The 22030-nt window shown below is 69.0% G+C and carries 18 protein-coding genes and 1 pseudogene; 10 read left to right on the forward strand and 9 right to left on the reverse strand.

Annotation, left to right across the window (positions count from 1 at the left end; translation table 11 throughout):
* Nucleotides 1-332 precede the first annotated feature (332 nt).
* The 3 genes from ACWCQ1_RS39995 to ACWCQ1_RS40005 form a co-directional block, all read right to left on the reverse strand.
* A complete protein-coding gene (locus tag ACWCQ1_RS39995) occupies nt 333-2483 on the reverse strand; it encodes an MMPL family transporter (protein WP_451028602.1) in 2151 nt (716 codons plus the stop codon).
* Nucleotides 2484-2867: 384 nt separating this feature from the next.
* Nucleotides 2868-3389 carry an nSTAND1 domain-containing NTPase gene (locus tag ACWCQ1_RS40000; protein WP_451028603.1) on the reverse strand — a complete coding sequence of 174 codons (522 nt, stop codon included), beginning with the start codon at nt 3387-3389 and terminating at the stop codon, nt 2868-2870.
* 14 nt (nt 3390-3403) lie between these two features.
* A complete protein-coding gene (locus tag ACWCQ1_RS40005) occupies nt 3404-3778 on the reverse strand; it encodes an nSTAND1 domain-containing NTPase (RefSeq protein WP_451028604.1) in 375 nt (124 codons plus the stop codon).
* A 405-nt stretch (nt 3779-4183) separates the two neighbouring features.
* Here ACWCQ1_RS40005 and ACWCQ1_RS40010 point away from each other — a divergent pair, with 405 nt between their 5' ends.
* On the forward strand, nt 4184-4951 hold the full coding sequence (locus ACWCQ1_RS40010; protein WP_451028605.1) for a hypothetical protein: 768 nt from the start codon (nt 4184-4186) through the stop codon (nt 4949-4951).
* 581 nt (nt 4952-5532) lie between these two features.
* On the opposite strand, the pseudogene ACWCQ1_RS40015 reads toward ACWCQ1_RS40010, so the two are convergent.
* Nucleotides 5533-5661: pseudogene (locus ACWCQ1_RS40015) on the reverse strand (4-hydroxy-2-oxovalerate aldolase); the annotation flags it as partial.
* A gap of 227 nt (nt 5662-5888) precedes the next feature.
* On the opposite strand from ACWCQ1_RS40015, the gene ACWCQ1_RS40020 reads away from it, so the two are divergent.
* Both ACWCQ1_RS40020 and ACWCQ1_RS40025 read left to right on the forward strand, forming a co-directional pair.
* Entirely contained in the window at nt 5889-7826 is a 1938-nt protein-coding gene (locus tag ACWCQ1_RS40020; protein WP_451028606.1) for an autotransporter, read from the forward strand.
* 175 nt (nt 7827-8001) lie between these two features.
* Nucleotides 8002-9780, forward strand: a complete 1779-nt coding sequence (locus ACWCQ1_RS40025; RefSeq protein WP_451028607.1) for a sigma-70 family RNA polymerase sigma factor — start codon at nt 8002-8004, stop codon at nt 9778-9780.
* A 150-nt stretch (nt 9781-9930) separates the two neighbouring features.
* Here the strand turns inward: ACWCQ1_RS40025 and ACWCQ1_RS40030 are convergent, their stop codons facing one another.
* From ACWCQ1_RS40030 to ACWCQ1_RS40045, 4 genes are all read right to left on the reverse strand, one after another.
* The gene (locus ACWCQ1_RS40030; protein WP_451028608.1) at nt 9931-10755 is read right to left on the reverse strand and encodes an alpha/beta fold hydrolase; all 825 of its coding nucleotides are present in this window, start codon (nt 10753-10755) and stop codon (nt 9931-9933) included.
* Nucleotides 10756-10826: 71 nt separating this feature from the next.
* Nucleotides 10827-11189, reverse strand: a complete 363-nt coding sequence (locus ACWCQ1_RS40035) for a hypothetical protein (protein WP_451028609.1) — start codon at nt 11187-11189, stop codon at nt 10827-10829.
* Nucleotides 11190-11418: 229 nt separating this feature from the next.
* The gene (locus tag ACWCQ1_RS40040; protein ID WP_451028610.1) at nt 11419-12210 is read right to left on the reverse strand and encodes an alpha/beta hydrolase; all 792 of its coding nucleotides are present in this window, start codon (nt 12208-12210) and stop codon (nt 11419-11421) included.
* A 214-nt stretch (nt 12211-12424) separates the two neighbouring features.
* Nucleotides 12425-15652 carry an ATP-binding protein gene (locus ACWCQ1_RS40045; RefSeq protein WP_451028611.1) on the reverse strand — a complete coding sequence of 1076 codons (3228 nt, stop codon included), beginning with the start codon at nt 15650-15652 and terminating at the stop codon, nt 12425-12427.
* Nucleotides 15653-15863: 211 nt separating this feature from the next.
* Here ACWCQ1_RS40045 and ACWCQ1_RS40050 point away from each other — a divergent pair, with 211 nt between their 5' ends.
* From ACWCQ1_RS40050 to ACWCQ1_RS40060, 3 genes are read left to right on the forward strand one after another with little or no spacing between them, the layout of a single operon-like run.
* Entirely contained in the window at nt 15864-16010 is a 147-nt protein-coding gene (locus ACWCQ1_RS40050; RefSeq protein ID WP_358606964.1) for a hypothetical protein, read from the forward strand.
* Nucleotides 16007-16333 carry an MFS transporter gene (locus tag ACWCQ1_RS40055; protein WP_451028612.1) on the forward strand — a complete coding sequence of 109 codons (327 nt, stop codon included), beginning with the start codon at nt 16007-16009 and terminating at the stop codon, nt 16331-16333. Before ACWCQ1_RS40050 ends, ACWCQ1_RS40055 begins: the two co-directional genes overlap by 4 nt.
* Before the next feature lie 6 nt (nt 16334-16339).
* Nucleotides 16340-16645 carry a hypothetical protein gene (locus ACWCQ1_RS40060; RefSeq protein WP_451028613.1) on the forward strand — a complete coding sequence of 102 codons (306 nt, stop codon included), beginning with the start codon at nt 16340-16342 and terminating at the stop codon, nt 16643-16645.
* A gap of 40 nt (nt 16646-16685) precedes the next feature.
* On the opposite strand, the gene ACWCQ1_RS40065 is transcribed toward ACWCQ1_RS40060, so the two are convergent.
* Entirely contained in the window at nt 16686-17507 is an 822-nt protein-coding gene (locus tag ACWCQ1_RS40065; protein ID WP_451028614.1) for an SDR family NAD(P)-dependent oxidoreductase, read from the reverse strand.
* A gap of 106 nt (nt 17508-17613) precedes the next feature.
* Here ACWCQ1_RS40065 and ACWCQ1_RS40070 point away from each other — a divergent pair, with 106 nt between their 5' ends.
* The 4 genes from ACWCQ1_RS40070 to ACWCQ1_RS40085 all read left to right on the forward strand — a co-directional run bounded on the left by ACWCQ1_RS40070 (nt 17614) and on the right by ACWCQ1_RS40085 (nt 22010).
* On the forward strand, nt 17614-18222 hold the full coding sequence (locus ACWCQ1_RS40070; RefSeq protein WP_451028615.1) for a TetR/AcrR family transcriptional regulator: 609 nt from the start codon (nt 17614-17616) through the stop codon (nt 18220-18222).
* A 64-nt stretch (nt 18223-18286) separates the two neighbouring features.
* Nucleotides 18287-19279, forward strand: a complete 993-nt coding sequence (locus ACWCQ1_RS40075) for a 4,5-dihydroxyphthalate decarboxylase (RefSeq protein WP_451028616.1) — start codon at nt 18287-18289, stop codon at nt 19277-19279.
* Between the two features lie 768 nt (nt 19280-20047).
* The gene (locus ACWCQ1_RS40080) at nt 20048-20656 is read left to right on the forward strand and encodes a hypothetical protein (RefSeq protein ID WP_451028617.1); all 609 of its coding nucleotides are present in this window, start codon (nt 20048-20050) and stop codon (nt 20654-20656) included.
* 13 nt (nt 20657-20669) lie between these two features.
* Entirely contained in the window at nt 20670-22010 is a 1341-nt protein-coding gene (locus tag ACWCQ1_RS40085) for a Dyp-type peroxidase (protein ID WP_451028618.1), read from the forward strand.
* Nucleotides 22011-22030: the final 20 nt, after the last annotated feature.

Here is a 22030-nt window from a genome sequence, read left to right on the forward strand (position 1 = left end):
CCTTGCCGTTGGTTCGGGGCAGCTGCTGTCTGAAAAGCAGAAAGCTCAACCCGCGAGGGAAGAATCTCCCTGCTTCAGCTGGGGGAGAAGTCAACGCCGGGGATAACACCGCGATGCGCCGACCCCAGCCCCGGCCGCACGGCGCAGAACCAAAGGGCGGCGGTCCTCGGGCATGGCCCCGCGCGGCCCACCGCCGGGGCAGGACACCGCGATGCGTCGAATTCAACCCCGGCGCACGGCGGCAGAACCAAAGGGCGGCGACCGATCGGGTCCATGAAAGAATCCGGGAGGGGCCTGGGGCCCCGTCCCGGATCTCGTCCGTGCCGCCGCGCTCACCGTTGCAGCGCGGGCTCCTCACCGTCGGCGAGCGACTGTTGACCGTCCGGCACCTCCGCCGCGGGACGGGACAGTCGGCTCGGCCACCAGATCCGCCGGCCGATCAGCAGGGTGAGGGCGGGCACCAGGACCGACCGCACCAGCAGGGCGTCGAGCAGCACGCCGAAGGCGACCAGGAACCCGACCTCGACCAGCATCACCAGCGGAAGTGTGGCGAGGACCGCGAACGTGGCCGCCAGGACCAGGCCTGCCGAGGTGATGACGCCACCGGTGGCGGAGAGGGCTTTGAGCATGCCCTCTCTGGTGCCGAGAGGCACGGTCTCCTCCCGGGCCCGGCTGGCCAGGAAGATGTTGTAGTCGACGCCGAGCGCCACCAGGAACAGGAATGCCAGCAGCGGCACCGAATAGTCGACACCCTTGAACCCGAGGATCGTGTCGAAGACGAACACGCTGCCGCCGAAGGCTGCGGCGAATGAGACGCACACGGTGGCCATCAGGACCAGCGGGGCCGCGATCGCGCGCAGCAGCAGCCCGAGGATGATCAGGACGACGGCGAGCACCAGCGGGATCACCAGCTTCTCGTCGCGCTTGGTGGTCACCTCGGTGTCGAGGTTCTCCGCACTCGGCCCGCCGACGATCGCCCGCGCCCCGCTCACCGCGTGCACGGCGGTGCGTACCCGCTTGATCGTGTCGTACTCCGCGGCGGTGTCCGGCGCGTCCTTCGGGAACACGGAGATGTTGGCCCAGCCACCGTTGGTCTGCTCCGGGATGGCCAGGGCCACACCGCGAGTGTCCTTGACGATGTCGAGCACCCGCTTCTGGTACGCCGGCCGCGTGAAGATCGTCATCGGCTGGCCGCCGAGCTCCGGGAAGTGCTGGCGGAGAACGGTGAAACCGGTGACCGACTCCGGCGCGGACAGGAACTGGTCCTGCTCCCGCAGGGCGCCGGTGTTGCCCGCCAGCCCGAGGGCGAGTACGCCGAGGACTCCGAGCGAGCCGAGCGTCGCCACCCACCGGCGGCGGCTGATGGCGGTGCCGAGCCGTCCCCACAGCCCCGGCTTCTCCTCCACGGCCGTGCTGTACCGCGGGATGGCCGGCCAGAAGATCCGCCTGCCGAGCACCACGAGCACCGCCGGGAACAGCGTCAGCATGGCCACCAGCGCGCACAGGATGCCGGCCGCACCGATCGGGCCCAGCCCGCTGGTGCTGTTCAGGTCCGCGACGAGCAGGCAGAGCAGGCCGGCGACCACGGTGGCCGCGGACGCGACGATGGCCGGCGCCGCGCCGCGTAGCGCGTGGACCATCGCGACCCGGACGTTCTCATGGTGGTGCAGTGCCTCCCGGTATCGAGCAATGAGCAACAGCGCGTAGTCCGTGCCGACGCCGAATACCAGGATCGTCAGCAGCGCCGAGTTCTGGTCGTTGACCACGATGCCGAAGCCCTTGACGAGCAGGTAGACGGTCGCCATCGCGGTCAGTGCGGCCGCGCCCACGGCCATGAGCGGGATGATCCACAACACCGGGCTGCGGTAGGTGAGGATGAGCAGGAGTGTGACGATGACGATGGTGGTGAGGAGGACCTGCACGTCGATGCCGTTGAAGACGGCGTCCATGTCGCCGTCGATCGCGCCCGGGCCGGTCACGTCGAGTTCCAGGCCGGCGGGGCGGTCCTTCGTGGCGTCACGCAACGGGCCGACGATGGCCTCTGGTGCACCGTAGGCCGTGCTCACCTCGAGGGTGAACATCATCGCCTTGCCGTCGGTGGAGGGTCTCGTCGGTGAGCCCGCGTCGTCCTCGCCGGCCGCCGCTGTCGTCTTCGGCGGGTACCGCTTGGCAAGGGTGTTGTAGTGGCGCTCGACCGTCGCGCGGTCGGCGTCGGTCATGCCGCCGGTGCGGTGGTAAACGAAGACGAACGTGTTGTTGTCACCGCCGGGGAGACTGTCGTCCAGCGCCGCCACCTTGGTGGACTCGGCACTCGCCGGCAGGGTGTCTACGGCGCTGTCGGTGGTGACCGAGCTCAACTTTCCGCTCAGCGGCACCATGCCCGCCGCCAGCACCAGCCATAAGCCAATCACCAACCAGGGCACCCACCGGCCTGCCAACCGGCCGGCCGGCGCTTCCCCGGACGGCGCTGTGTTGACTGCCATCACTAGCCTCCTACATACGAGTTGCTTCGCTTGTCTGGATGCCTGCTTCCTACCGAGCGAACCTTGGACGACCGTTAATACGCTGCTCAGGCCGGTTGGCCGGACCATGTGCCCAGCGCACGCACCAGCGTGGTGGCGTCGAGGTCCTGCCCGGTAGGCAAGGCCCAGGCGACTCAGCCGTCGGGCCGGATGAGCAACGCGTCGACGTCCACCCGGTTCGTGCGGGTGGTGACGGTGTTGGCCCGTCCGTCCACACGGCCGCGGTGTCGCGAACCTCCGCGCGGTCGACGAGGTCGAGCAGGAGCCCACGCCTCTCACACAGCAGGTCCGCCGACCGAGTCACCGCAGTGACGACGTCCGGGTCGGGCCGCTCCAGCGACAACTTCATGCTCGGGGACAGGGTGCCAACGAGCCGGTCTGTTCACGATCTTGTAGGGACTTGTGCGCGGACGGCGGTGTGTGGCGGCTGCGGTCGGCGGGGTGCACCAGAGGGGTCAGGATGCGCCGGGTGGTGCGCCGTCGGCCGGGATCCAGGTCGTTGAGGGCGCTGTCGCACCAGGTGGTCAGGCTTCCACTGACCGCTCCGATGCGACGGTAGGCCTGGGTGAGGTATCCGTCGTGGCGCCGGAGCCATAGCTGGGTGAGCGTCAGCTCCAGCAGGGGGAGTACGGTCACCGGTGCCTGCTGGGCTGTCGCCTCTTCCGGATGGGCGGCCAGGATGTCAGCGATGATCTGTTCCGGCAGTCCCGGCTGGAAATGGAGTCCCCCGTCCTGGGCGGGCAGGACGATGATGTCGTGCAGGTCCTGCCGATTCACCGTCCCCGGTACGTTGAGGAGCCCTGGCGTTGCCTTGTCCAGCAGCCTCGGTGCCAGAGCGGCCAGTTGAGGGTACAAGTCGTCTCGCATGACCAGGATCACGCTCAGTTCGGCGACGCCGTGCGATTCTGCTGATAGCCGTTGGCGGTCTGTGTGAAGAGTTCTTCGAACTGGTCCAAGACCAGCAGAATGCGGTCATGGGAGGGTTCAGCTGCGAGTCGACGGGTGACCGCGGCGCCGATCCCCCCGGTGATGGCCCCGGGCAGTCCCGCGCGCTCGATCTCTGCCAACAAGTCTTGCCGCGGCCGGGCGAGCACCGGCAACCACCGGTCGCTGCCCGGCAGCTCCCCTGCGGCCAGCGCACGCAGCACACCGGCCTGGATCAGAGAAGACTTGCCCGAGCCGGAGGGGCCGAGCAGCAGGGTCAGCCGCCGCTGGCGGGCAAGGTTCCAACGACTCCAGCCCCCCGGTAGGGGCACATCTCCTAGCAGCGCATACGAATGGGGTCGCTTCGAGACACGTAGGCGGGAGCAAGTCGATGCGGAGCTGGAGGCGGTCCGCGGCACCCTCTCGAAGGAGATCACCCGGCTCAACGATGAACTAGCCGAGAATTCACGGAAGTTGGCGGAGGCCGACGTGCTCGTCCGGGACCTCATGAACCGCTGAGGCTATCTCGCTGGGACGCGGGCGGCCGGGTACACCACTCCCCCAGTCCGTCCTTTGCGGTCCACTCAACGCCGTGCGGTGCGACCGGACGAGGGTTCCTCCAGCTCAGCGAGCGTGCCCTGCCGCCCAACTGCGGGCGTAGGCCACGGTGTTGAGAAGCCGCCACGTGGTAGCCGCAGGCTTCTTGTCATGGTTCCGTGCCGTGGTGGAGGATCAGCGTGGTCGGTCGAGCCCCCGCCGGAGGGGAAGGACAAAAAAAGGGGGCGGCTATCTACGCGCTGGTCGTCAATGTGCTCGTCGGGCTGGTGACCAGTCTTGTCGGCGGTGCGTTCGTGTGGCTGTGGGAACGTGGCAAGCGCAGGCGCACGCTGTGGCGCACTGCAAAGTTCTTCGGCATGGTGCCGGGCGAGAGCTGCCTGATCGTCATCGGCAACAAGCACCATGTGCCGGGGGTCGCGCCCCACAAGGAGATCCGTGCCCTGATCGAGGTGGCGACCCTGGCGAGCCATGTCGGCTGCGATGTCGTTACCGAGTCCAGCGACGACTTCCGCGGGAGCAACGACGACAAGACCGAGTTCTGTATCGGCGGCCCTATGGGCGATGCCAATGTGCGCACCGGCGGGCATCTGAGGGCCCACGTGCCGGGTGTCACCATTCTCCCGTACGGCACCGGCCCGGATTCCGTGGCGTTCGTCGTCGGCGGCCAGCGTTACGGCTTCGACCGCGGCGACGTGGAGTACGCCGTGGTGGCCAAGTTCAGGCCACCGGAATCCACGCGGCCCGTCTTTCTGGTATGCGGCCACACGTCTTTGACGAATCAGGCGGCGATCCACTTCCTCAAACGCAACCATCGTGAGGTCGCCGCATCGCTCGGCACGGTCGATCGCTTCTGCGTCGTGATCAAAGTTTCCGACATCGCGACGTACGGATTTCAGCGAGCGTCGTTCGAGAGGGACGTGACCGCGGAGGCTTTCGCGGCACACTGATCGCTGGGGCGGGTCGGCCGGCGAGGGGCGTCACCTCACTTCCCCGACCATAAGCTTCGCCGCCGCCTCCCAGGTGACGCACGCGGCGGGGTAGCTGCGGACGGCTGCCATACGAGCGAAGGCGACTCTCTGTGGTTCAGGCACTTCTCTCAACGCCCGGAGGGCCGCCGGAGCTTTACAGCGTCCAGAGCGCGGGCGGCCTCCGCCCAGGAGGTGACGTCTGGGGAGCACCCGGTGGACTGATGGCTGACCTCGCTCACGATCCACCGGTCTGCCTCGCGTATGAAGCTGATCCCGCCGACACTCAGAAACAATGTCTCCGCTCAAAAGAAATCCGCGCTCAGCTGACTGCCCTCGACGAGACCGAGCATCGCTTCACGGCCGTCCGCGAGCCGAATGGACAGCGGCGACCACATCCGGCTCCCAGCGGGAGACAGTGACATCCACTCAATGCCCCCTTGATCACCGCCACGCCGGTCGACCCCATCGCCGTAAGGGCCCGTCTCGGCACCTGCCGGAGGACGTGCGGGGGTCGCGAGCCGTCCGCCGGAGTCGGTGACACACACAGGGGGCGCCGTAGGACTCCAAGAGGCCTCGGTGCAGTGGGTGGCGATACGCACCGAGCGGATACCGAGGAAGTGGGCCTGCTTGAGGTCGTGGACCGTGCCGATGCCCGGCAGCAGCAGTGTGGTGGGCCCTGCCGGTGTAACGTCTCAGGACTTCCTTGACGGTTTGTCGTCGGGACCGTTCCCCAGGACCCGATGCCTTCCATGTGCCAGGTGGGCGGCACGTCCTCAATGCCCCTGGCACCTCGTCCTCCCCAACAGGCGACGTAGGCGGAATGGAGAACTTCTCCGGGTTTTTGAGATCCCGGTGGCCGGCCACCGGTCTTCACGTCCGTAAGGATCACCAGCACTTCAGGAAGCACCCTGACTCGATGAATCGATCTTGGCACCTTGTCCTGGCGTCGGCTCTCCTCGCGGGAGCCGTCACACCGGTGGTTGCGGCGGGCAGCGCGGTCGCCGCGGACGGCGACATCACCTCGGCCGTCCTGGCGAACCGTGATGTCGTTCTGACCGGCGACGCGGTCGTGCGCGTGCCGCAGGGAACGCACACGTACACCGGCGTGATCAGCGGTGAAGGAGCCCTTCGCGTGTCCGGCACCGGCACGCTGGTCCTCGCCAAGGACAGCACCTTCACCCTGCCGCACTCCCGGCAGCACCAAAGGGTCCGGATCCCGGGCGGCAACCACCCGTACGTCGTGGTCGCCAGTCCCGACGAGCCCGCGGTCACCGTGGACGCGGGGGCGACCCTCCAGTACGGCACCGGCGGTACGACCGGTCTGATCGGGTCCTTCCCGTACAACACGCCCGGTTACCAGCAGAACCAGGACAACATCCGGGTGGACGGCACCCTGCGTCTGTCGCTGACCCGGCTGTTCAACCTGGGCATCATCAGCGGCTCCGGCCTTGTCACCCAGCCCCGGAACATGTGGGGAACGCTCCAGATCTGCGGCACCAACCCGTTCTCCGGCATCTTCGACAACGGCACGGGCGTCAACTTCGCGAGCACCACCTGTGCCGCCGAACTGCCAGGCGCCCGCTCCGTCGTCAACCGCGGTTCATGGATCATCGACACCCCGCTCAACCACACGGTCGTAGAGCGGCAGAACTTCTACAGCCATGAGTACGGCAACGACGTCAACGTGCACTCCCGCCCGGGCAGCAAGGTGATCCTCACCGGCGTCTACAGCTGGAGCGACAGCGGCGACGGAGCGGCGCCGTCGCTGAGCGACCCCGGACTGAACTGGCGGCCCGTGGCCCACCAACTGAACAAGCGCGGCACCAACATCGAGGGCGCCGACGTCCAGTGGGGCGACGGGACCACGCACCAGATCTTCATGCCCGGCACGGCGCAGACGGTCTACATCAACCTGCACGCCAGACGGCAGCGCTCCCGGCTCACCTTCGACTACAACGGCCCGGTGACCCTGGGCGCGCCCATCGGCGGCGGCATGTATCACGACACCCTCAACGCTCCCGGCGCCGGGGACGTCGTCGTCGCCGGCACCAAGGGCAACGACGTGACCTTCGCAGCAGCGCAGTACTACGACGGATCCACCACCATCGACAGGAACGCGACCCTGCGTCTCGGCTCCGGGACCGCGGGCGGCGACGGGAGCCTCCACACCGGCGGAGCCCTCGACAAAGTGATCGACAACGGTTCACTCGTGCTCCGCAACACCGGGACACCCACCACCCTCCCGGCGGTGACCGGCGCCGGATCGGTGACGCAGAGCGGAGCCGCGGCCACCACCGTCACCAGCGCCGCCTACACCGGCGCCACGACCGTGGCCAAAGGCCGCCTGATCGTCTCCGGGACCTCTCTGCGCTCATCCAGCGCGGTCGCTCTGACCGGTTCCTCGGCCGTCCTGGATCTCAGCAAGGCACGCGACACGACCCTGCGCAGGCTGAAGGTCGTCACAGGCGCCAAGATCCTTCTTTCCCGGAACTCCCGTGAACTGACCGTCGGTTCGACGACCGCAAAAGTCTCCGGTACCGCTCTCGCCATCGGCGGGGCGCGCTTCTCCGTCAGCCGGGCCGGCGCCCACACCGTGCTCACCGCTCTCCCCTCCTCCGCCGCGACAACACCGGCGCCCTCCCCGGCCCGGACCGGCCGAGCGGCCACCCCCCTGGTCGGCGCCTCCACCGGCACCACAGCGGACACCGGCACCAGGGCGGACACCGGCAGCAACGTCGGTGCTCCGTGGGCCGTCACAGGACTGGCGGGCGTCGTTCTCGCCGGCCTCGCCGCGGTCTTCGTCCTCGTGCGCGTCCGCTCGCGTCCGCGTACGTCCCCGCGTCACTCCCGCTGATCCCCGGCCGCCACGGATTCCACCGGCCCGCCCATCGCTGTCAGCGCTCACCCCTTACGATGACTTCGCTGCCACGGTGCGTGATGCCGACGGCGATTGCCCGAGGACCCCCGCAACCCGGCTCGGTCCGCGCGAGCGGGGCTTCGTACCCGCGTCAGGTCGAAAGGGAGACCCGATGCCAAGGCATGCCGCGCCCAAGGCCGACGTGATAGCCGCGGCTCGGGCCGGCGATCGCGGCGCCCTGGAAGAGCTCAGCTCCCGGACGCTTCCGCTGGTCTACAGTGTCGCGGCGCGCGCGCACCCGTACCGCGACGACGTCGACGACATCGTCCAGGAGACGATGATGCGCATCCTGCGCGGCATCGAGGGACTGGAGCGCCCGGAGGCGTTCCGGTCCTGGGTGATCACCATCACCGTGAACGAGGTCCGCGACCACATCCGCAGGCGCGGCAGGAGGGAGACGACGGGAGCGGCGTTCGACGCGGCCGAGCACCGGCCCGACCCGGCCGCCGACTTCGCCGAGGGGGTCATCCTCGACCTGCGGCTGTCCGGGCAGCGCGAGGAGTCCGTGCGCGCGACCCGTTGGCTCGACGAGGACGACCGGGAACTGCTGTCACTGTGGTGGCTGGAGACGGCCGGCCGGCTCGCCCGGGCCGAGCTCGCCTCCGCTCTGGAGCTGACCGGCCATCAAGCGGCTGTACGGGTGCAACGCATGAAGGAGCGCCTGCACACCTCCCGCGTCATCGTCCGAGCCCTCGCGGCCAGGCCCGCATGCGGGGAACTCACCCGGCTGACCCTGGACTGGAACGGGGCCCCCAGCGGCCTGTGGCGCAAACGCCTCGGCCGCCATGTACGGCAGTGCCCGCGGTGCGTGCGCCACGAGGAAGGCCTGCTGGCCCCGGAAGGACTGCTCGCGCCCCTGGCCCTCCTGCCCCTGCCGGCGGCACTGCTGGCCTGGCGCCCGTGGCTGTCCGCGGGAACGCACGCCGCGGCGGCCGGCCAGGCCGGCACCACGGCCCCTTCCGGCAGCGCGGGTTCCGCGACGGCGGGGATGGCAGGGACCGCAGGGACGAGCCTCACCGCGAAGGCCGTGGTGGCGGCGAGTGCGCTGCTCGCCGTGGGCGGTGGCGTGCTCGTGTACGCGGCCCCATGGTCCAGCCCGCCGGCACGTCCGGCCACCGCCCCGACGGCTTCCGGCCCGGCACCCTCGCCCTCGCCCTCGCCCACCGCATCCGTATCCGCATCACCGTCACGGCCGGCACCGGTCCTGGGCTCGGCCGTCTCGCATCCCTCGCCCCGGCCGCGGTACGGGTCCGTCGTCGACACCGTGGACAGCGCGCCACCGCCGGACCGGCCGCCCGCCGCATTGCCCCACCGCCCGCAGACCACGGTGACGATGACGGGGCTGAAGAGACACCTGGACGGCTACCAGCTCGTCCACCGCGGGGACACGGTGGTACTGCGCGGGAAGGGCTACTTCACCGTCCACTGGGACGTGATGTACGGGCTGCGCCCCGGGCTGCTGACCATGCCCTCGTGGACCGGACTGCGAGGAAGGCTGTTCCACGTGGCCTCGGGCGGCGGCCACCGCATGGACGACCGTCAGCCGGGCGCGACCGCCGGCGGCACCTGGATGGGCAACCGGCAGCAAGGACTGATCACCCTGCCGCCGGGAGCCCAGCAGATGTGGCAGAACGAGTACTACTACCTCGACGGCAGCGTCACACTCCACCTCAACGAAACCCAGGCCGACTACAACCTCGACGTCCTGCCCTCCTCCTGGCAGGAGACAGCCGACGACATCGCCAGTCCCCCGGCACCGCACTCCGCCGACCGCGAACGGTACGGACTCGTGCGCGACACCGGCCGCGACGACGCCCCCGTACCGCAGTACACCACCCGCTCCACGCCGACCGACGCGGGCACCGTGCCCCAGCGCTCCGTCGTGTCCTGACCATGAACACCTCGAACCGGCGGGCTGGTCGGTCTGGAACTGCGGCTCGTTGCTCTTGGAATCCAGGGGCGGGCGCCCGCCCTTCGGTGAGGCGAGGGCGGGTGGTCTACCACCCCTCGTGGGTCGTGTCCCGTGGGGCGCCGACGGCGGTCAGGACCGGATGAACTCCAGCAGATCGGCGTTGATCGTGTCGGCCTTCGTGGTCGGCATACCGTGCGGGAAGCCGGCGTACGTCTTGAGCGTTCCGTTCTTCAGCAGCTCGGCTGCCCGGGGCGCGGTGGCGGCGTAGGGGACGATCTGGTCGTCGTCGCCGTGCATCACCAGGACCGGCACGCTGATCTTCTTGAGGTCCTCGGTGTAGTCCTCCCGCGCGAAGGCGAAGACGCAGTCGTACTGGGCGTTCGCGGCGCCCATCATGCCCTGGCGCCACCAGTTCTGGATGACCGCCTCGGACGGCTCGACGCCTGGCCGGTTGAAGCCGTAGAACGGGCCGGACGCGAGATCCCGGAAGAACTCGGAGCGGTTGCCCGCGACGCCGGCCTGCAGACCGGCGAAGGCACCTGGTGCCAGACCGTCGGGGTTGGCGTCCGACAGGAACTGAGACGGCGTCACCGAGCTGATCAGCACCACCTTCGCCACCCGGCCCTCGCCGTGGCGGCCGACGTAGCGCGTCACCTCGCCGCCGCCGGCGGAGTGGCCGACATGGATGGCGTCCCGCAGGTCCAGGTGCTCGCTCAGCGCGGCCAGATCGTCGGCGTAGTGGTCCATGTCGTGACCGCTGCCGGCCTGCGTGGACCTGCCGTGTCCGCGCCGGTCGTGGGCGATGACGCGATAGCCGTGGTGCAGGAAGAACAGCATCTGGGTGTCCCAGTCGTCGGCCGACAGCGGCCACCCGTGGCTGAAGACGATCGGCTGGCCTGAGCCCCAGTCCTTGAAGAAGATCTCTGTACCGTCCGTGACTGTGATCGCGTTCATGGTGTACCTCCCTCGCGGACGCCCCTTTGGACGGCCTTGGGATGGATGGGGTCACTGCCTCGCAGGACAGCTCAGTACGTCACGACAGCTCGGAACCGAAGCTGTCCCTTGATCAGGCGGTTGCAGGCTTCGCCGACGTCTTCCTTCGGGAAGACCTGGATCATGGGCCACACCTGTCCGCCGGCGACGATCTCCCGTGCCTCGACGAAATACTCCAGCCCGTTGTCGGCGGAGCCGATGATCTCGTAACCGTGGCTCGTCACGGCGAGAGCAGGGACGGGGAAGGTGTCGTCGGCGGAGATCCCCATGAGGATGATCTTCGCCCACGGTCGCAGGCCCTGCATCGAGTCGATGGCGGAGTCGTGTGTCGGAGCGGTGTGCAGCACCCAAGGAGCGTTGGCCTCACGGACGACTGCCGCCTTCACCGTTGCCATGTCCGACTCCTTCCGTGCGTCCTTGCCTTCCCGGGCGCGGAATGAACCGCAGTGCTTGCGATCTGTGGTGGCCTTGTCCTCCTTGTCCCGACCGAAGTTACGGAGCGCCGATTGATGAAAAGTGGACACGTTGTGGATTCCGGTTCAGGGCGAGTGCGAGGACGCAAGTCCGGCGCCTCAACGGCTTCGCTCGGCGCGGGCGACCGGCGGAACCTCTGCCTCCGTCCGGTTAGAGGCCTTGGCGGGCAAGCCAGGCGAGGGTGTCGTCGGCGAGTTCGCGCCAGCCGTGGTCGAACGGCGCGCTGTGCCCGCGATCGGCGTAGGTGACGATCTCGGTGACGGAGCCGGAGCCGGCGTAGAGCCGGTGGGCCGCCCGCACGACGACGGCGGGCACGGTGTGGTCCTTGCCTGCCGCGACCAGCAGCAGCGGACCGCGGTCACCGCGGCCCGTGTCGATGGCGGTGGGCGCGTTCCTGGTGAAGTTGGCCGACGAGGCCTCGAAGAGCGGACGGCCCGGACTCGGGATGGCCCAGCGGCGATACAGCTCGTCGGACTCCGACCGCGGCAGCGCGTTGCCGAACGCGTAGGCGAACTGTTTCTCGGTCAGGGCGACGGCTTTGCGTTTGTTGGTTGGCCGGGACAGGACCGGCAGGCTGGAGCGCAGCAGGCTGGGCGGCAGGACGCGGATCCCTTTGATCGGCGCAGGGGAGATCGCCACCGCTGCGGCGGCCTGGCCGCGGCTGAGTAACTTCTGCGCGATCAGCCCGCCGAAGGAATGACCCACCACGATGGGCGGCGTCCCCAGAGTCGCCAGGGTCTTTGCGTAGGCCTCGGTGATGTCGTCGACGCCGAACCCGGCCGTGGCGTCGGGATCGGCCCGGGTGGCCTCGGCGGAATCGGCCTCGCCGGGCCAGCCGGGCGCAAGGGTCTCATGGCCTCGCTCGCCGAACAGGTCCTGCCAGGGCTGCCAGGAAAGCGCATGGATCCACAGGCCGTGAATGAAGACGACCGGAGTGTTCATCGTGCGACCTCGCCTTCAGAGATTGACGCAGGTGACGCATGATCCGCGCATCGCCGCGGCCTGAGCCGTGCCGGTACGGCAGCGCCCGGCGGCCATGGCCCACGGCCGCCCGCACCCGCAGACGCTCCGCTGACCATAGGGGGGTCTTGTTGACGACGAGTGGACACTCACTGACGGTGTCCAGACCGCCTGAGCAGAGCAGAGGCGGGTGCCGTCATGTGCCGGCGGTGTCCTCAAGGTCCGCCAGGAACCGTTCGGCGCGGTGGGCGAACAGGTGGGCCTCGCGCTCGGTGGACACGGCCCGCGCCCTTTCGGCGGCCGCGCGAACCACGGCAACGGGCTCCCCACTGGCTTGCAGCAGCTGTGCTCGCAGCAGCAGGATCAGGCCCTCCGGGTGGCGCTGGCCACAGGTGTCCAGGTAGAAGTCGGCCCGGTCGAGAGCGGCGGCCGCCTCGGTCAACGCTCCGTCCGCCAACCACATTTCACCGAGCAGCCCGTAAAACGTGGCCACACTGGAACGTGTCGGATTCAGCAGGTTCGCCGCGATGAGCCGCTGGGCCTCCACCGCGGCGCCGGCCGGGTCCTCGCCGGTCATGGCCCGGGCCCAGCAGCGGGCCAGCCGCTGATAGGTGCCGAGAAAGACGAACGAGAAGTCCGGATCCACCGCGATCCCCCGCTGCGTCGCGCGCAGTGCCTGCACCGGGTCACCGATGATCGCTGCGGTCCGCGCCGACATGGTGGCCCAGATCGTGATCATGTACGGGTCGGCGCCTGCCACCTCCTCCAGCCCGTCGAGCAGGGCCCGCGCCGACGCTACGTCACCGTGCAGCGCGGTCACCTCTGCGAGCGTCCCGGTCATGAGCAACTGGAGGTCGTGCTGGACCGGATCCTTCTCGCGCTGGGTGAGGTTGAGGACGATGTCCCGGGACCGGCTGAGGTACCGGAACGACTCGCCGATGTTGCCGACGTCCCACTGGTGAATGCCCCAGGCCTGCAGACCGCACCCGATCACGAACGGGTCGGTGGACGCCTCGGCCTGTTCCAGCAGCTGACGCGCGAGTGGCCCGCTGCGGTCGAGCTCGATGGCCTGTACGTGCGAGGACCAGCGGGAGAACAGGAAACCGGCCGCCTCGACCTCACGGCCGAGGCGGCGCGCCAGATGCTCGGCGCGCTCGAGCAGGTCCCGCGACGAGAAGCCGTACATCGACCGCATCCCGACCACGGCGGTGAGCTGCGACAGAGCCGTCAGCTCCAGGTCCTCGAGGCCGGCCGTCCGCGCCACGTGCGCGGCCTGGCGCAGCTGACGCTCGGCGACGTCGAGGGCGGACTTGCCCGCCGCCCGCCGCCCCGCGCGCACCAGGGCGGCAGCCGTCCGCGCCGGATCGGCCAGCGGACCGGCCGCCCACAAGTGGTGCGCCAGACGTTCGGCGATCAGCTCGCCCTCGGGGTCGGTCGCTTCCAGAGCGTCTGAGACCCGCAGATGCAGCCGGCTCGCCCGCGACGGCGGCGTTGTCGCGGAGACCGACTCACGGACCACGTCGTGGGCGAACCGGAACAGGAAGGGATTCTCCGGTGTCGGCTCGATCATGCCCAGGGCCTTGACGGGCTCGAGTTGTTCGAGGCAGCTCTCGACGTCGAGTCCCTCCACCCGGACGAGCAGGTCGAGGTCGACATCGCGGCCGATGAGTGCGGCGATCTGCAACAGATCTCTGGCATCGCCGTCCAGGTCGGCCATCCGGTCGAGGACGACGTCCCGTACCGTGGCCGGAACCCCCGCCCGGGCCGCGGCGTCGTCGGTGAGCACACCGCCGTCGGCGAGCAGCCGGGACAGTTCCCGCACGAAGAAGGGGTTGCCCGCGGTCCGCGTGTGGATGCTGCGGGCCACGCCCGCCCCGGGATCATGGCCGATCTCGCGTCGGACCAGTTCGGCCACGTCGTCCAGGGCGAGCGGGCCGAGCCGGAACCGGCGGTGGCCGGGCACCCTGCTGACCGCGGCCAGCAGACGGGACAGTTCCGAGCCGGGTAAGGGAGCACGGTCGCGCAGGGCGCCGAGAACGACGGTGCCGGCCGGCAGCCGGGCGGCCAGGTGCCCGAACAGCTCCAGCGACGTGCCGTCCGCCCACTGCAGATCGTCGATCACCAGCACCACCGGTCGCTGGGCCGAGACCTGACCGATGACGGCGACCACCCGTTCGAAAAGCCGGAAGCGGAAACCACTGTCCGGCAGCACCGGTGCGGCCAGCACACCGCCGCGAGGCTCGATCAGATGCCCGAGCTCACCGGCGAGCCATTGCGCCCGGGCAGGCGGGGACAGGCCGTCGAGCATCGCGCCGATGGCCTGCACCCACGGCCACATCGAGGGCGCACCGTCGCCCTCCAGACAGCGGCCCCACACGATCAGCGCTCCGCGCCGGGCCGCCTCGGCGGTGGCCTCCTCCAGCAGCCGGGTCTTGCCCACACCCGGTTCGCCCTCGATGATGCCGATCGCGGTGCCCCGGGTAAGTGCCGCGTCCCCGCTCTGGCGCAGCAAGGCGAGCTCCTTGGACCGCCCGACCAAGGTGCCGACCGTGCTCGGCTGTGGGCGGCTGACGTCGCTGTGCGTATCCGTCGCGGTCGGCGACGGCGTCTGCGTGAGCACCCGCTGGTGTGCGGCCTGCAGCAGTGGCCCGGGGTCGATGCCCAGGTCCTCGGCGAGACGGGCACGGACCGTAGCGAACACCGACAGTGCTTCTGCTTGCTGTCCGGCGGCGGCGAGGGTGGTGATGAGGCCGGCTTGGACGGGTTCGTGCAGGGGCGCCATCGAGGCGGCCAGGTGCAGCGCGGGCAGCACTCGCTGGGGGCGGGCCAGTGCCGTCGCCAGTTCGGCCGCTGCCGTGCAGACCTCGTAGAACTCGGCATCGAGGGCTGCGAAGACGGATAGCGCAGTGGGGCCGCTGCTCAGCCCGTCACCGGCGGAACCGTGCCACAGGGCGAGTGCCTCCACGTAGTCGGCCAGCGCGGCCTCGTGGTGCTGCTGCGCAGAAGCCGTCCTGGCCATCGCGGCATGCTCGCGAAAGGTGACCAGGTCGAGCATGCCGGGTCCCGCTGAGAACAGATACCCGCCGCCGCTGCGATGGAGGAACGAGCCGCTGTCGCGGGCCGGGAGTTCTGGTTCGAGCAGGCGCCGCAGCGCGCCGACGTACTTGTGGAGGACGTTCAGGGCGCTGGCCGGTACGTCTTCTTCCCACATCAGGTCGATCAGCTCCGATGTGCTGATCGGCTGTCCCTCACGGGCGAGGAGGAGGGCGAGCAGAAAGGCCTGCTGCCGTGGTCCCGCCTGCACTTCGACACCGTCTCGCCAGAGCCGCAACGGGCCGAGGATCTGCAGACGCAGGGGGAGGCCGTCGTCCGGCCGAGCCTGTTCCCCGGACGGGGCACGACGCATCGACTCAGCCACGCTCATGGCCCCCCGAATACATCCGGTCCAGGTTGTTTACTGCGTGGATCGCGTCTGCTCACGGCATGCGCAGCCAAGAGTTTACACACGGCGATCGATTCCGGGGATTCGTGCACCCGGTGGGCCGGTGGCAAGTAAAGCCGCTTTGTTCGTCACCTGTCCGTCCAATCTCGGTGGCGACGATTCCGTTTATGCATGAAAAGGCGTACGAACAACAATGCAGGGCCGGGAAGGCCGCCACACCGCTGCCACCACACGGTTCCGGCAAAGCGGCCGCACCGTTTCCGGGCTGGCCCTGGGCACGTTCGCCATCGGTACGTGTGAGTTCGGCAGCAACGGCATCATCCGGCTGTTCTCGTCGTGATCGGCTCACCCGCGTTCACCCTCCTGACCGCGCGGGTCGACCGGCGTACCCTCCTGCTCGGCCTGATGGGGCTGTTCCTGACGGACAACCTGCTCTCGGCCCTGGCGCCGAACATCGCGCTGCTCATCGTCTGCCGCTTCCTCACCGGGCGCGTGCAAGGGCCGTACTCCGGGGCGGGCGCGGTGGTCACCGCCTATGTGTACGGCAAGGGCAGGGGTGGCAAGGCGTTCGCGGCGGTGATCGGCGGGCCGACCGCCGCGACGATCGTCGGGGCGCCGATGGGTACCTACATCGCGCAGACGGCCGGCTGGCGCGCCATGTAATGGGAGGTGGCAGGGATCGGTGTGCTGGCTACCGGGGCGCTGTTCGCCTGGGTTCCCCGCACTGACGACCTCCGGGGCGGCACTGTCGCCCGCGAGCTCGGCGTCCTCCGCCGGATCGCCGTATGGCTGATGTTCGCGGTCGCGGCTTCGGGCATCTCCGGCATCTTCGCCGTGTACGCCTTCATTGTTTTCTTCCACCTGTACGGTCTGGCCGCAGCCGTCGTCTGCGCCCCGCCCCACGAAGCTGCACCTGGCCGTCGAGCAGCGGCAAAAGCCCATGTCGATCGTCATCACGGCGGGGCCGCGGGGTGACTCCCCGCGGTTCAAGACTCCCCGAGTGCCACCGCCTTGGTCACCGGGAGCCCCCCGGTGCCCCGGAGGCGCGATCGGTCATCGCGCCCATGAAGGACACCGCGCGGCGGCGGCTGGCGAGCCCAGTCATGGTCAGCATCGCGCGGTTCATCCGGCCGACGGCGATGCTCGGCGGCGGGTTTCGGCGGTCGAGGGTCTCCAATGCGGTGGCCACGACCTCCTGGGGGGTCTGCAGCCGTTGTGCACCGGAGGCGGCCTCCTGCCCGGCGACGTCGAAGAACTCAGTCTCCGTCGCGGAAGGGGACAGGGCCAGTACCTGCAGGCCGTTGCCCTGGTTCTCGTACCACAGTGCCTCGGTGAAACTGAGCACGAAGGCTTTGGAGGCGCCGTAGACCGCCATGTTCGGCACCGGGGTGTAGGCGGCCATGCTGGCCACGTTGATCAGCACGCCGCGGCCGGCGTCCTGCAAGTCCGTGATGAAGGTCCGGGTCAGGTCCACGAGGGCGTGCACATCGAGGGTGATCTCGGAGCGGATCCGTTCCGGCTCCTCCGTCTCGAAGCGCCCATGGGTGCCAAAGCCCGCGTTGTTGACCAGTCCCGTCAGGCGCAGGCCGCGCTCGCTCAGTTGCTCGGCCAGGTAGGCGGCTGCGCCAGGCCGCGTCAGGTCGCAGGCCAGTGCGGTGGCGGTGATGCAGTGCTGATTCTCGAGCTCGCCGGCAAGGGTCCTGAGGCGGTCTTCGCGGCGGGCGACGAGGACGAGGCCAGAGCCGCGCCGGGCGAGCTGGCGGGCGAACTCCGCGCCGATCCCCGAACTGGCGCCGGTGATCAGGATCAGCTGACCCCGGTAGTCGACGGCGGTCATGGCCGTGCTCCTTTCGTCGGAACTCCGTGAGTCAGCGTAAGACAAGCTGTCAGTCATTGACAAGATGGCCATGATCGACTGATTGGCAGTGCGATAGGCTGGCTGCATGAAGCGTGACGGCAAGGCATCCTCGGTCTGGGAACGATCACGGCAGTTGGCCAGCCAGGAGATCGTCGACACAGCCGTCCGGTTGTTCACCACGCAGGGCTACGACGAGACGACCACCGAGCAGATCGCCCAAGAGGTCGGGCTCTCCCAACGCACGCTCTTCCGCTACTTCGGCACCAAAGAGGACCTGATCTGCGGCGACCAGGACGCTCTGGGAGCGTTGTTCAAGAAGACAGTCGAAGAGCAGCCCTTGGACATGTCCCCCTGGGATGCCCTCAAGGTGGGCTTCACCAGGCTCGTGGCGGGGACCCAGTCCCCAGAGCACATGCTGAAGATCTCCACCCTCATCTTCCGCACCCCCGCCCTGCGCGCCCGCTACGAAGAGAAGCGCATCCGCTGGCAGTACGACCTGATGCCCGTCATGCGGGAGCGGCTGCGGGCCGCCGGCCGCGAGGGCCCGGTCGCCGACCACGAGGCGCGGACCATCATTGCCGTCACCTTCGCCTGTACGGATGCCGCCACCGGCAGCTGGATCGCCAGCGAGGGCCGTGAGGACCTCACCGCCCTGTACGAACGAGCCCTCGACATCATCCGTACCGCCCCCTGAGCGGGCCGGCCCCTGGGCGACGATTCCCGTTCGGGCGGCGGGCGTTCAGGGAAGCAGGATCCTTATGAGCATCAAGCTGACCATCGGCACCTACCGGTACGAGCACACCGAGGCGCTCTTCGACGGCCGCGTGAAGATCGACGGGGTGGACGCCGCCCTTGAGACGGAGCCCCTGGTCTCGGACCTCTTCCGGCACATGATCGAAGGCCGCTACGACATAGCGGAACTCGGCTTGACCTACTTTCTGCGTACCCTCGACCTGGAGGACGCGCCATTCATGGCGCTCCCGATCTTCCCGAACCGCAACTTCCGGCATTCCGCCATCTTCGTGAACACCGAGGCGGGGATAGAGAAGCCGCAGGACCTCGCCGGCAAGACAGTCGGCGAGTTCGCCCTCTTCGGACACGACGCCGGTGTCTGGCCCAAGGGCATCCTGTCGGACGAGTTCGGCGTGACCGTCGACCAGTGCCGCTGGGTCATCGGCGGCACCAACCATCCCATCCCCGCGTTCGACTGGCTCCCGCAGCCGGTGCCGGACGGCGTGCACGTGCGGCACGCCGGCGACGGCCAGACCCTCGGCGCCATGCTCGAGTCCGGAGAGATCGACGCGCTCATCTCCGTCGACGTGCCCCAGGCCATGTTGCGGGGATCGGCCAAGATCGTCCGGCTCTTCCCCGACTATGAGAACGTCGAGCGCGACTACTACCGGCGCACCGGGATCTTCCCCCCGATGCACATCGTCGCGGTCCGCAAGGACCTGGTGCACCGCTCCGAGGATCTGCGCGCGGTCTACCGCGCCTTCCTCAAGGCCAAGGACCTGGCCGAACGCACATACATCGAGGACGCCCCGAAGCACCACATGAGCCTGGTGACCCCCTGGTTCAGCAGCCTGTTCGAACACAACCGCACCCTGCTCGGCGAGGACTGGTGGCCCTACGGCCTGCGCGCCAACCGCAAGGCGGTCGACACCTTCCTGCGCTACCACCACGAGCAGGGCCTCTCCAAGCGCCTGCTGACCAGCCGCGACATCTTCATCCCCGAGTTCCTCGACACCTAAGGGACCCGAGGTCACGTCTAGGGTCCCCTCGCGAGGCTTCCCTGGCGCCACCGCGGACGAGCCCGCCAGGCCGGCCGGGCACCCGCTATGGCCGGAGCGGGGCCACGGCGTACGCGTCGGTCCCGTCGTGGGCGATCAGCAACTTCGGCTCCCTCGTGGAGTTCCGCAAGCAGAGAGGTCACCGGTTCCTCCAGGCGCGGACGGGCGATGCCCCTGGGCGCAGTCACCCGGCGACCGGGCCGCTCTGGCGGGTGTCGCCGACCGCCTGCCCATAGAACCCCTTCGGGGCCCGCTCGCACTCGGCCACCCGCACACTGCAGTAGTCGATAGCTCCTGCAACGAGGCAACCGCCTCCGGCTGTGATGAACTCGTTTAGCCTGGCCCGCAGTTCGTCCGCCTCTTGGGGGTGAGCGCGACCTACTTCCAGCGGTCGGCGCCGCTGACGGTGAGGTCGATCTGAGGCTGCCGAGCATGTCCCATGTGCGCCAGGCCAAGTTCGAGGAAACGCCGTGGGCGCGGCGGCCGGGAGCACGCCGAGAGGCCATCCGTGAGGCAGAGCGACTCACAGAGAGGTTGTGAATCAACGCGTCTCACAGTGGCGTGGGTCATGCGGATGGCGCGTTGACAAACCGAAGTAGTGAACTGATGATGTGATCAGTTATGCGGAGACGGTCAGAGAGCGGATCCCTTCTCGCTTGCGCACTGTCTCGCGAAGGCTTTTTGTGGCGGTATCCGGAGTATTGCCGCACGACCCCAAGGAGAGGCGCCGTGAGCGAACACACCCTGCATGCGAAGTTCCAGCAGTTCCCCGAGGTCGTCCGCGAGAAGGTGGACACTGCGCTCTCAGACGCGAAGATCGCCCTCAAGCTCAAGGCCGCCGAGATCCTTGCCGACAAGGCGGAGATGGCCGAGCACGCGGTCACCACCGCCGGCCGGATCGGCGCCAAGAGCGGTGAGGTGTCGGAACTGACGACGATCCTGCCGCTGAAGCCGGACGGCGCCGCGCGGCTGCGGAAGTTCTTCGGCCTGGTCGGCGGGAACCTGGCGGGCGCAGGCCAGGTCGGAACGCTGCACAACATGCGGTTCGTGTTCCTCGACAACGACACGAAGCTGCTGTTCGCGACCGCCTTCGACGGTGAGTGGGACCCCTACATCGACGACTTCGCCACCAAGATCCCTGAGTTCATGGACTACCTGTTCAGCAACGTCGAGGGCTGGCCCGGCATCACTTCGCCAGATGTGAAGGACTTCATCGTCAAGTACCAGATCCCGGCGGAGGCATGGTTCGTCGCCCACCCCAACCTCACCGTCGCGGAAGGCCACCGGCTCAAGCGGCAGGAGGCCGCCGTACAGCGGTTCCTCGCCGACCTCAACTGAAGGCAGGCTCACCATGCCTTCCCCGCTGTTCCGGCGGCTGCGCCGCCCACCCACCCTGGACCTCGACGACATCCAGGCGACCCTGCTGCGGGCCCGGCCCGAGCCCTACTTCGGCACCCACGCGATCCTGGAGATCACCGAACCGGCCGCCGGCAGGGAACTGCTGCGCCGGCTGGCCCCCCGGGTGACCTCGGCGGCCCGCTGGGACGAGCCGCAGCCGTCCTGGCTGGCCCTCGCCCTCAGCTACCGGGGACTGGTCGCACTGGGGCTGCCGGAGACCTCACTGGCCTCCTTCCCCGCCAACTTCCGCGCCGGGATGGCCGCCCGCGCCGAGCGGCTGCGCGACACCGGCGTGAACGCACCGGACCGCTGGGAGTTCCCCTTCGGCACCCCGCGCGTGCACGTGGCCGTCACGGCCTACGCCGCGAGCGAGGACGACTGGCGGGCCGAAGTCGCCACCTACGAAAAGGAGTTGGGCGAGGTCCCGGGTGTGCGGCTGCTGTCGCACCAGGACTTCGCGGCCGACGGGTTCAACGTCTTCGGCTACCGGGACGGCTTCAGCCAGCCGGTGGTGGAGGGCAGCGGTGCCGAACCGCTGCCTGGCGACGGACGGCCCATCAAGGCCGGCGAGTTCGTCCTCGGCTACCCGAGCGAGACCGGTGTGCCGCTGCCCGTGCCGGCTCCGGACGTCCTGGGCCGCAACGGCACGTACGTCGTCTTCCGCAAGTACCACTCCCACGTCGCGGCCTTCAACAAGTGGCTGCACGACAACGCCTCCACCGAGGCCGAACGCGAGCTGCTGGCCGCCAAGCTCGTCGGCCGCTGGCGCAGCGGCGCACCTCTCGCCCTGGCCCCGGAGCGCGACACGCCCGCGATCGGTGAGGATCCGAACCGGATCAACGACTTCGACTACTCCGCCGACCCGCGCGGACTGCGCACCCCGCTCGGCTCCCACATCCGCCGGATGAATCCGCGCGACACCAAGCTCACCGTCCTCACCGACGTCAACATCCGCCGGATCATCCGGCGCGGCACCTCCTACGGCACCCCGCTGCCCGCGGACCGCCTCAAGGACGACGGCACACCGCGCGGCCTGGACTTCATCGCCCTCGGCGCCCGGGCGATCGACAACGTGGAGTTCCTGCAGAGTGAATGGGTCGGCTCCGGCAACTTCATGGGCCTGGGCAAGGAGAAGGACCCGATGATCTCGCTCCAGGACAAGGGCGCCTACTTCACCGTGCCGGGGACCCCGCCGCGCCGGGTGCAGAACATCCAGTCCTTCAACACCCTGCTCGGCGGCGAGTACTTCTTCATGCCGAGTCTGTCCGCCATCCGCTGGCTCGGCAGCAACTGACCCACACCTCGCGCGGAGAT

It is taken from the genome of Streptomyces sp. NPDC002144 (genome assembly GCF_053593695.1).

Coding starts and splice junctions, on each gene's coding strand:
- ACWCQ1_RS39995 (WP_451028602.1), bottom strand. CDS start 2,483: ATGGCAGTCAACACAGCGCCGTCCGGGGAAGCGCCGGCCGGCCGGTTG.
- ACWCQ1_RS40000 (WP_451028603.1), bottom strand. CDS start 3,389: ATGCGAGACGACTTGTACCCTCAACTGGCCGCTCTGGCACCGAGGCTG.
- ACWCQ1_RS40020 (WP_451028606.1), top strand. CDS start 5,889: ATGAATCGATCTTGGCACCTTGTCCTGGCGTCGGCTCTCCTCGCGGGA.
- ACWCQ1_RS40025 (WP_451028607.1), top strand. CDS start 8,002: ATGCCAAGGCATGCCGCGCCCAAGGCCGACGTGATAGCCGCGGCTCGG.
- ACWCQ1_RS40030 (WP_451028608.1), bottom strand. CDS start 10,755: ATGAACGCGATCACAGTCACGGACGGTACAGAGATCTTCTTCAAGGAC.
- ACWCQ1_RS40035 (WP_451028609.1), bottom strand. CDS start 11,189: ATGGCAACGGTGAAGGCGGCAGTCGTCCGTGAGGCCAACGCTCCTTGG.
- ACWCQ1_RS40040 (WP_451028610.1), bottom strand. CDS start 12,210: ATGAACACTCCGGTCGTCTTCATTCACGGCCTGTGGATCCATGCGCTT.
- ACWCQ1_RS40045 (WP_451028611.1), bottom strand. CDS start 15,652: ATGAGCGTGGCTGAGTCGATGCGTCGTGCCCCGTCCGGGGAACAGGCT.
- ACWCQ1_RS40050 (WP_358606964.1), top strand. CDS start 15,864: ATGCAGGGCCGGGAAGGCCGCCACACCGCTGCCACCACACGGTTCCGG.
- ACWCQ1_RS40065 (WP_451028614.1), bottom strand. CDS start 17,507: ATGACCGCCGTCGACTACCGGGGTCAGCTGATCCTGATCACCGGCGCC.
- ACWCQ1_RS40070 (WP_451028615.1), top strand. CDS start 17,614: ATGAAGCGTGACGGCAAGGCATCCTCGGTCTGGGAACGATCACGGCAG.
- ACWCQ1_RS40075 (WP_451028616.1), top strand. CDS start 18,287: ATGAGCATCAAGCTGACCATCGGCACCTACCGGTACGAGCACACCGAG.
- ACWCQ1_RS40085 (WP_451028618.1), top strand. CDS start 20,670: ATGCCTTCCCCGCTGTTCCGGCGGCTGCGCCGCCCACCCACCCTGGAC.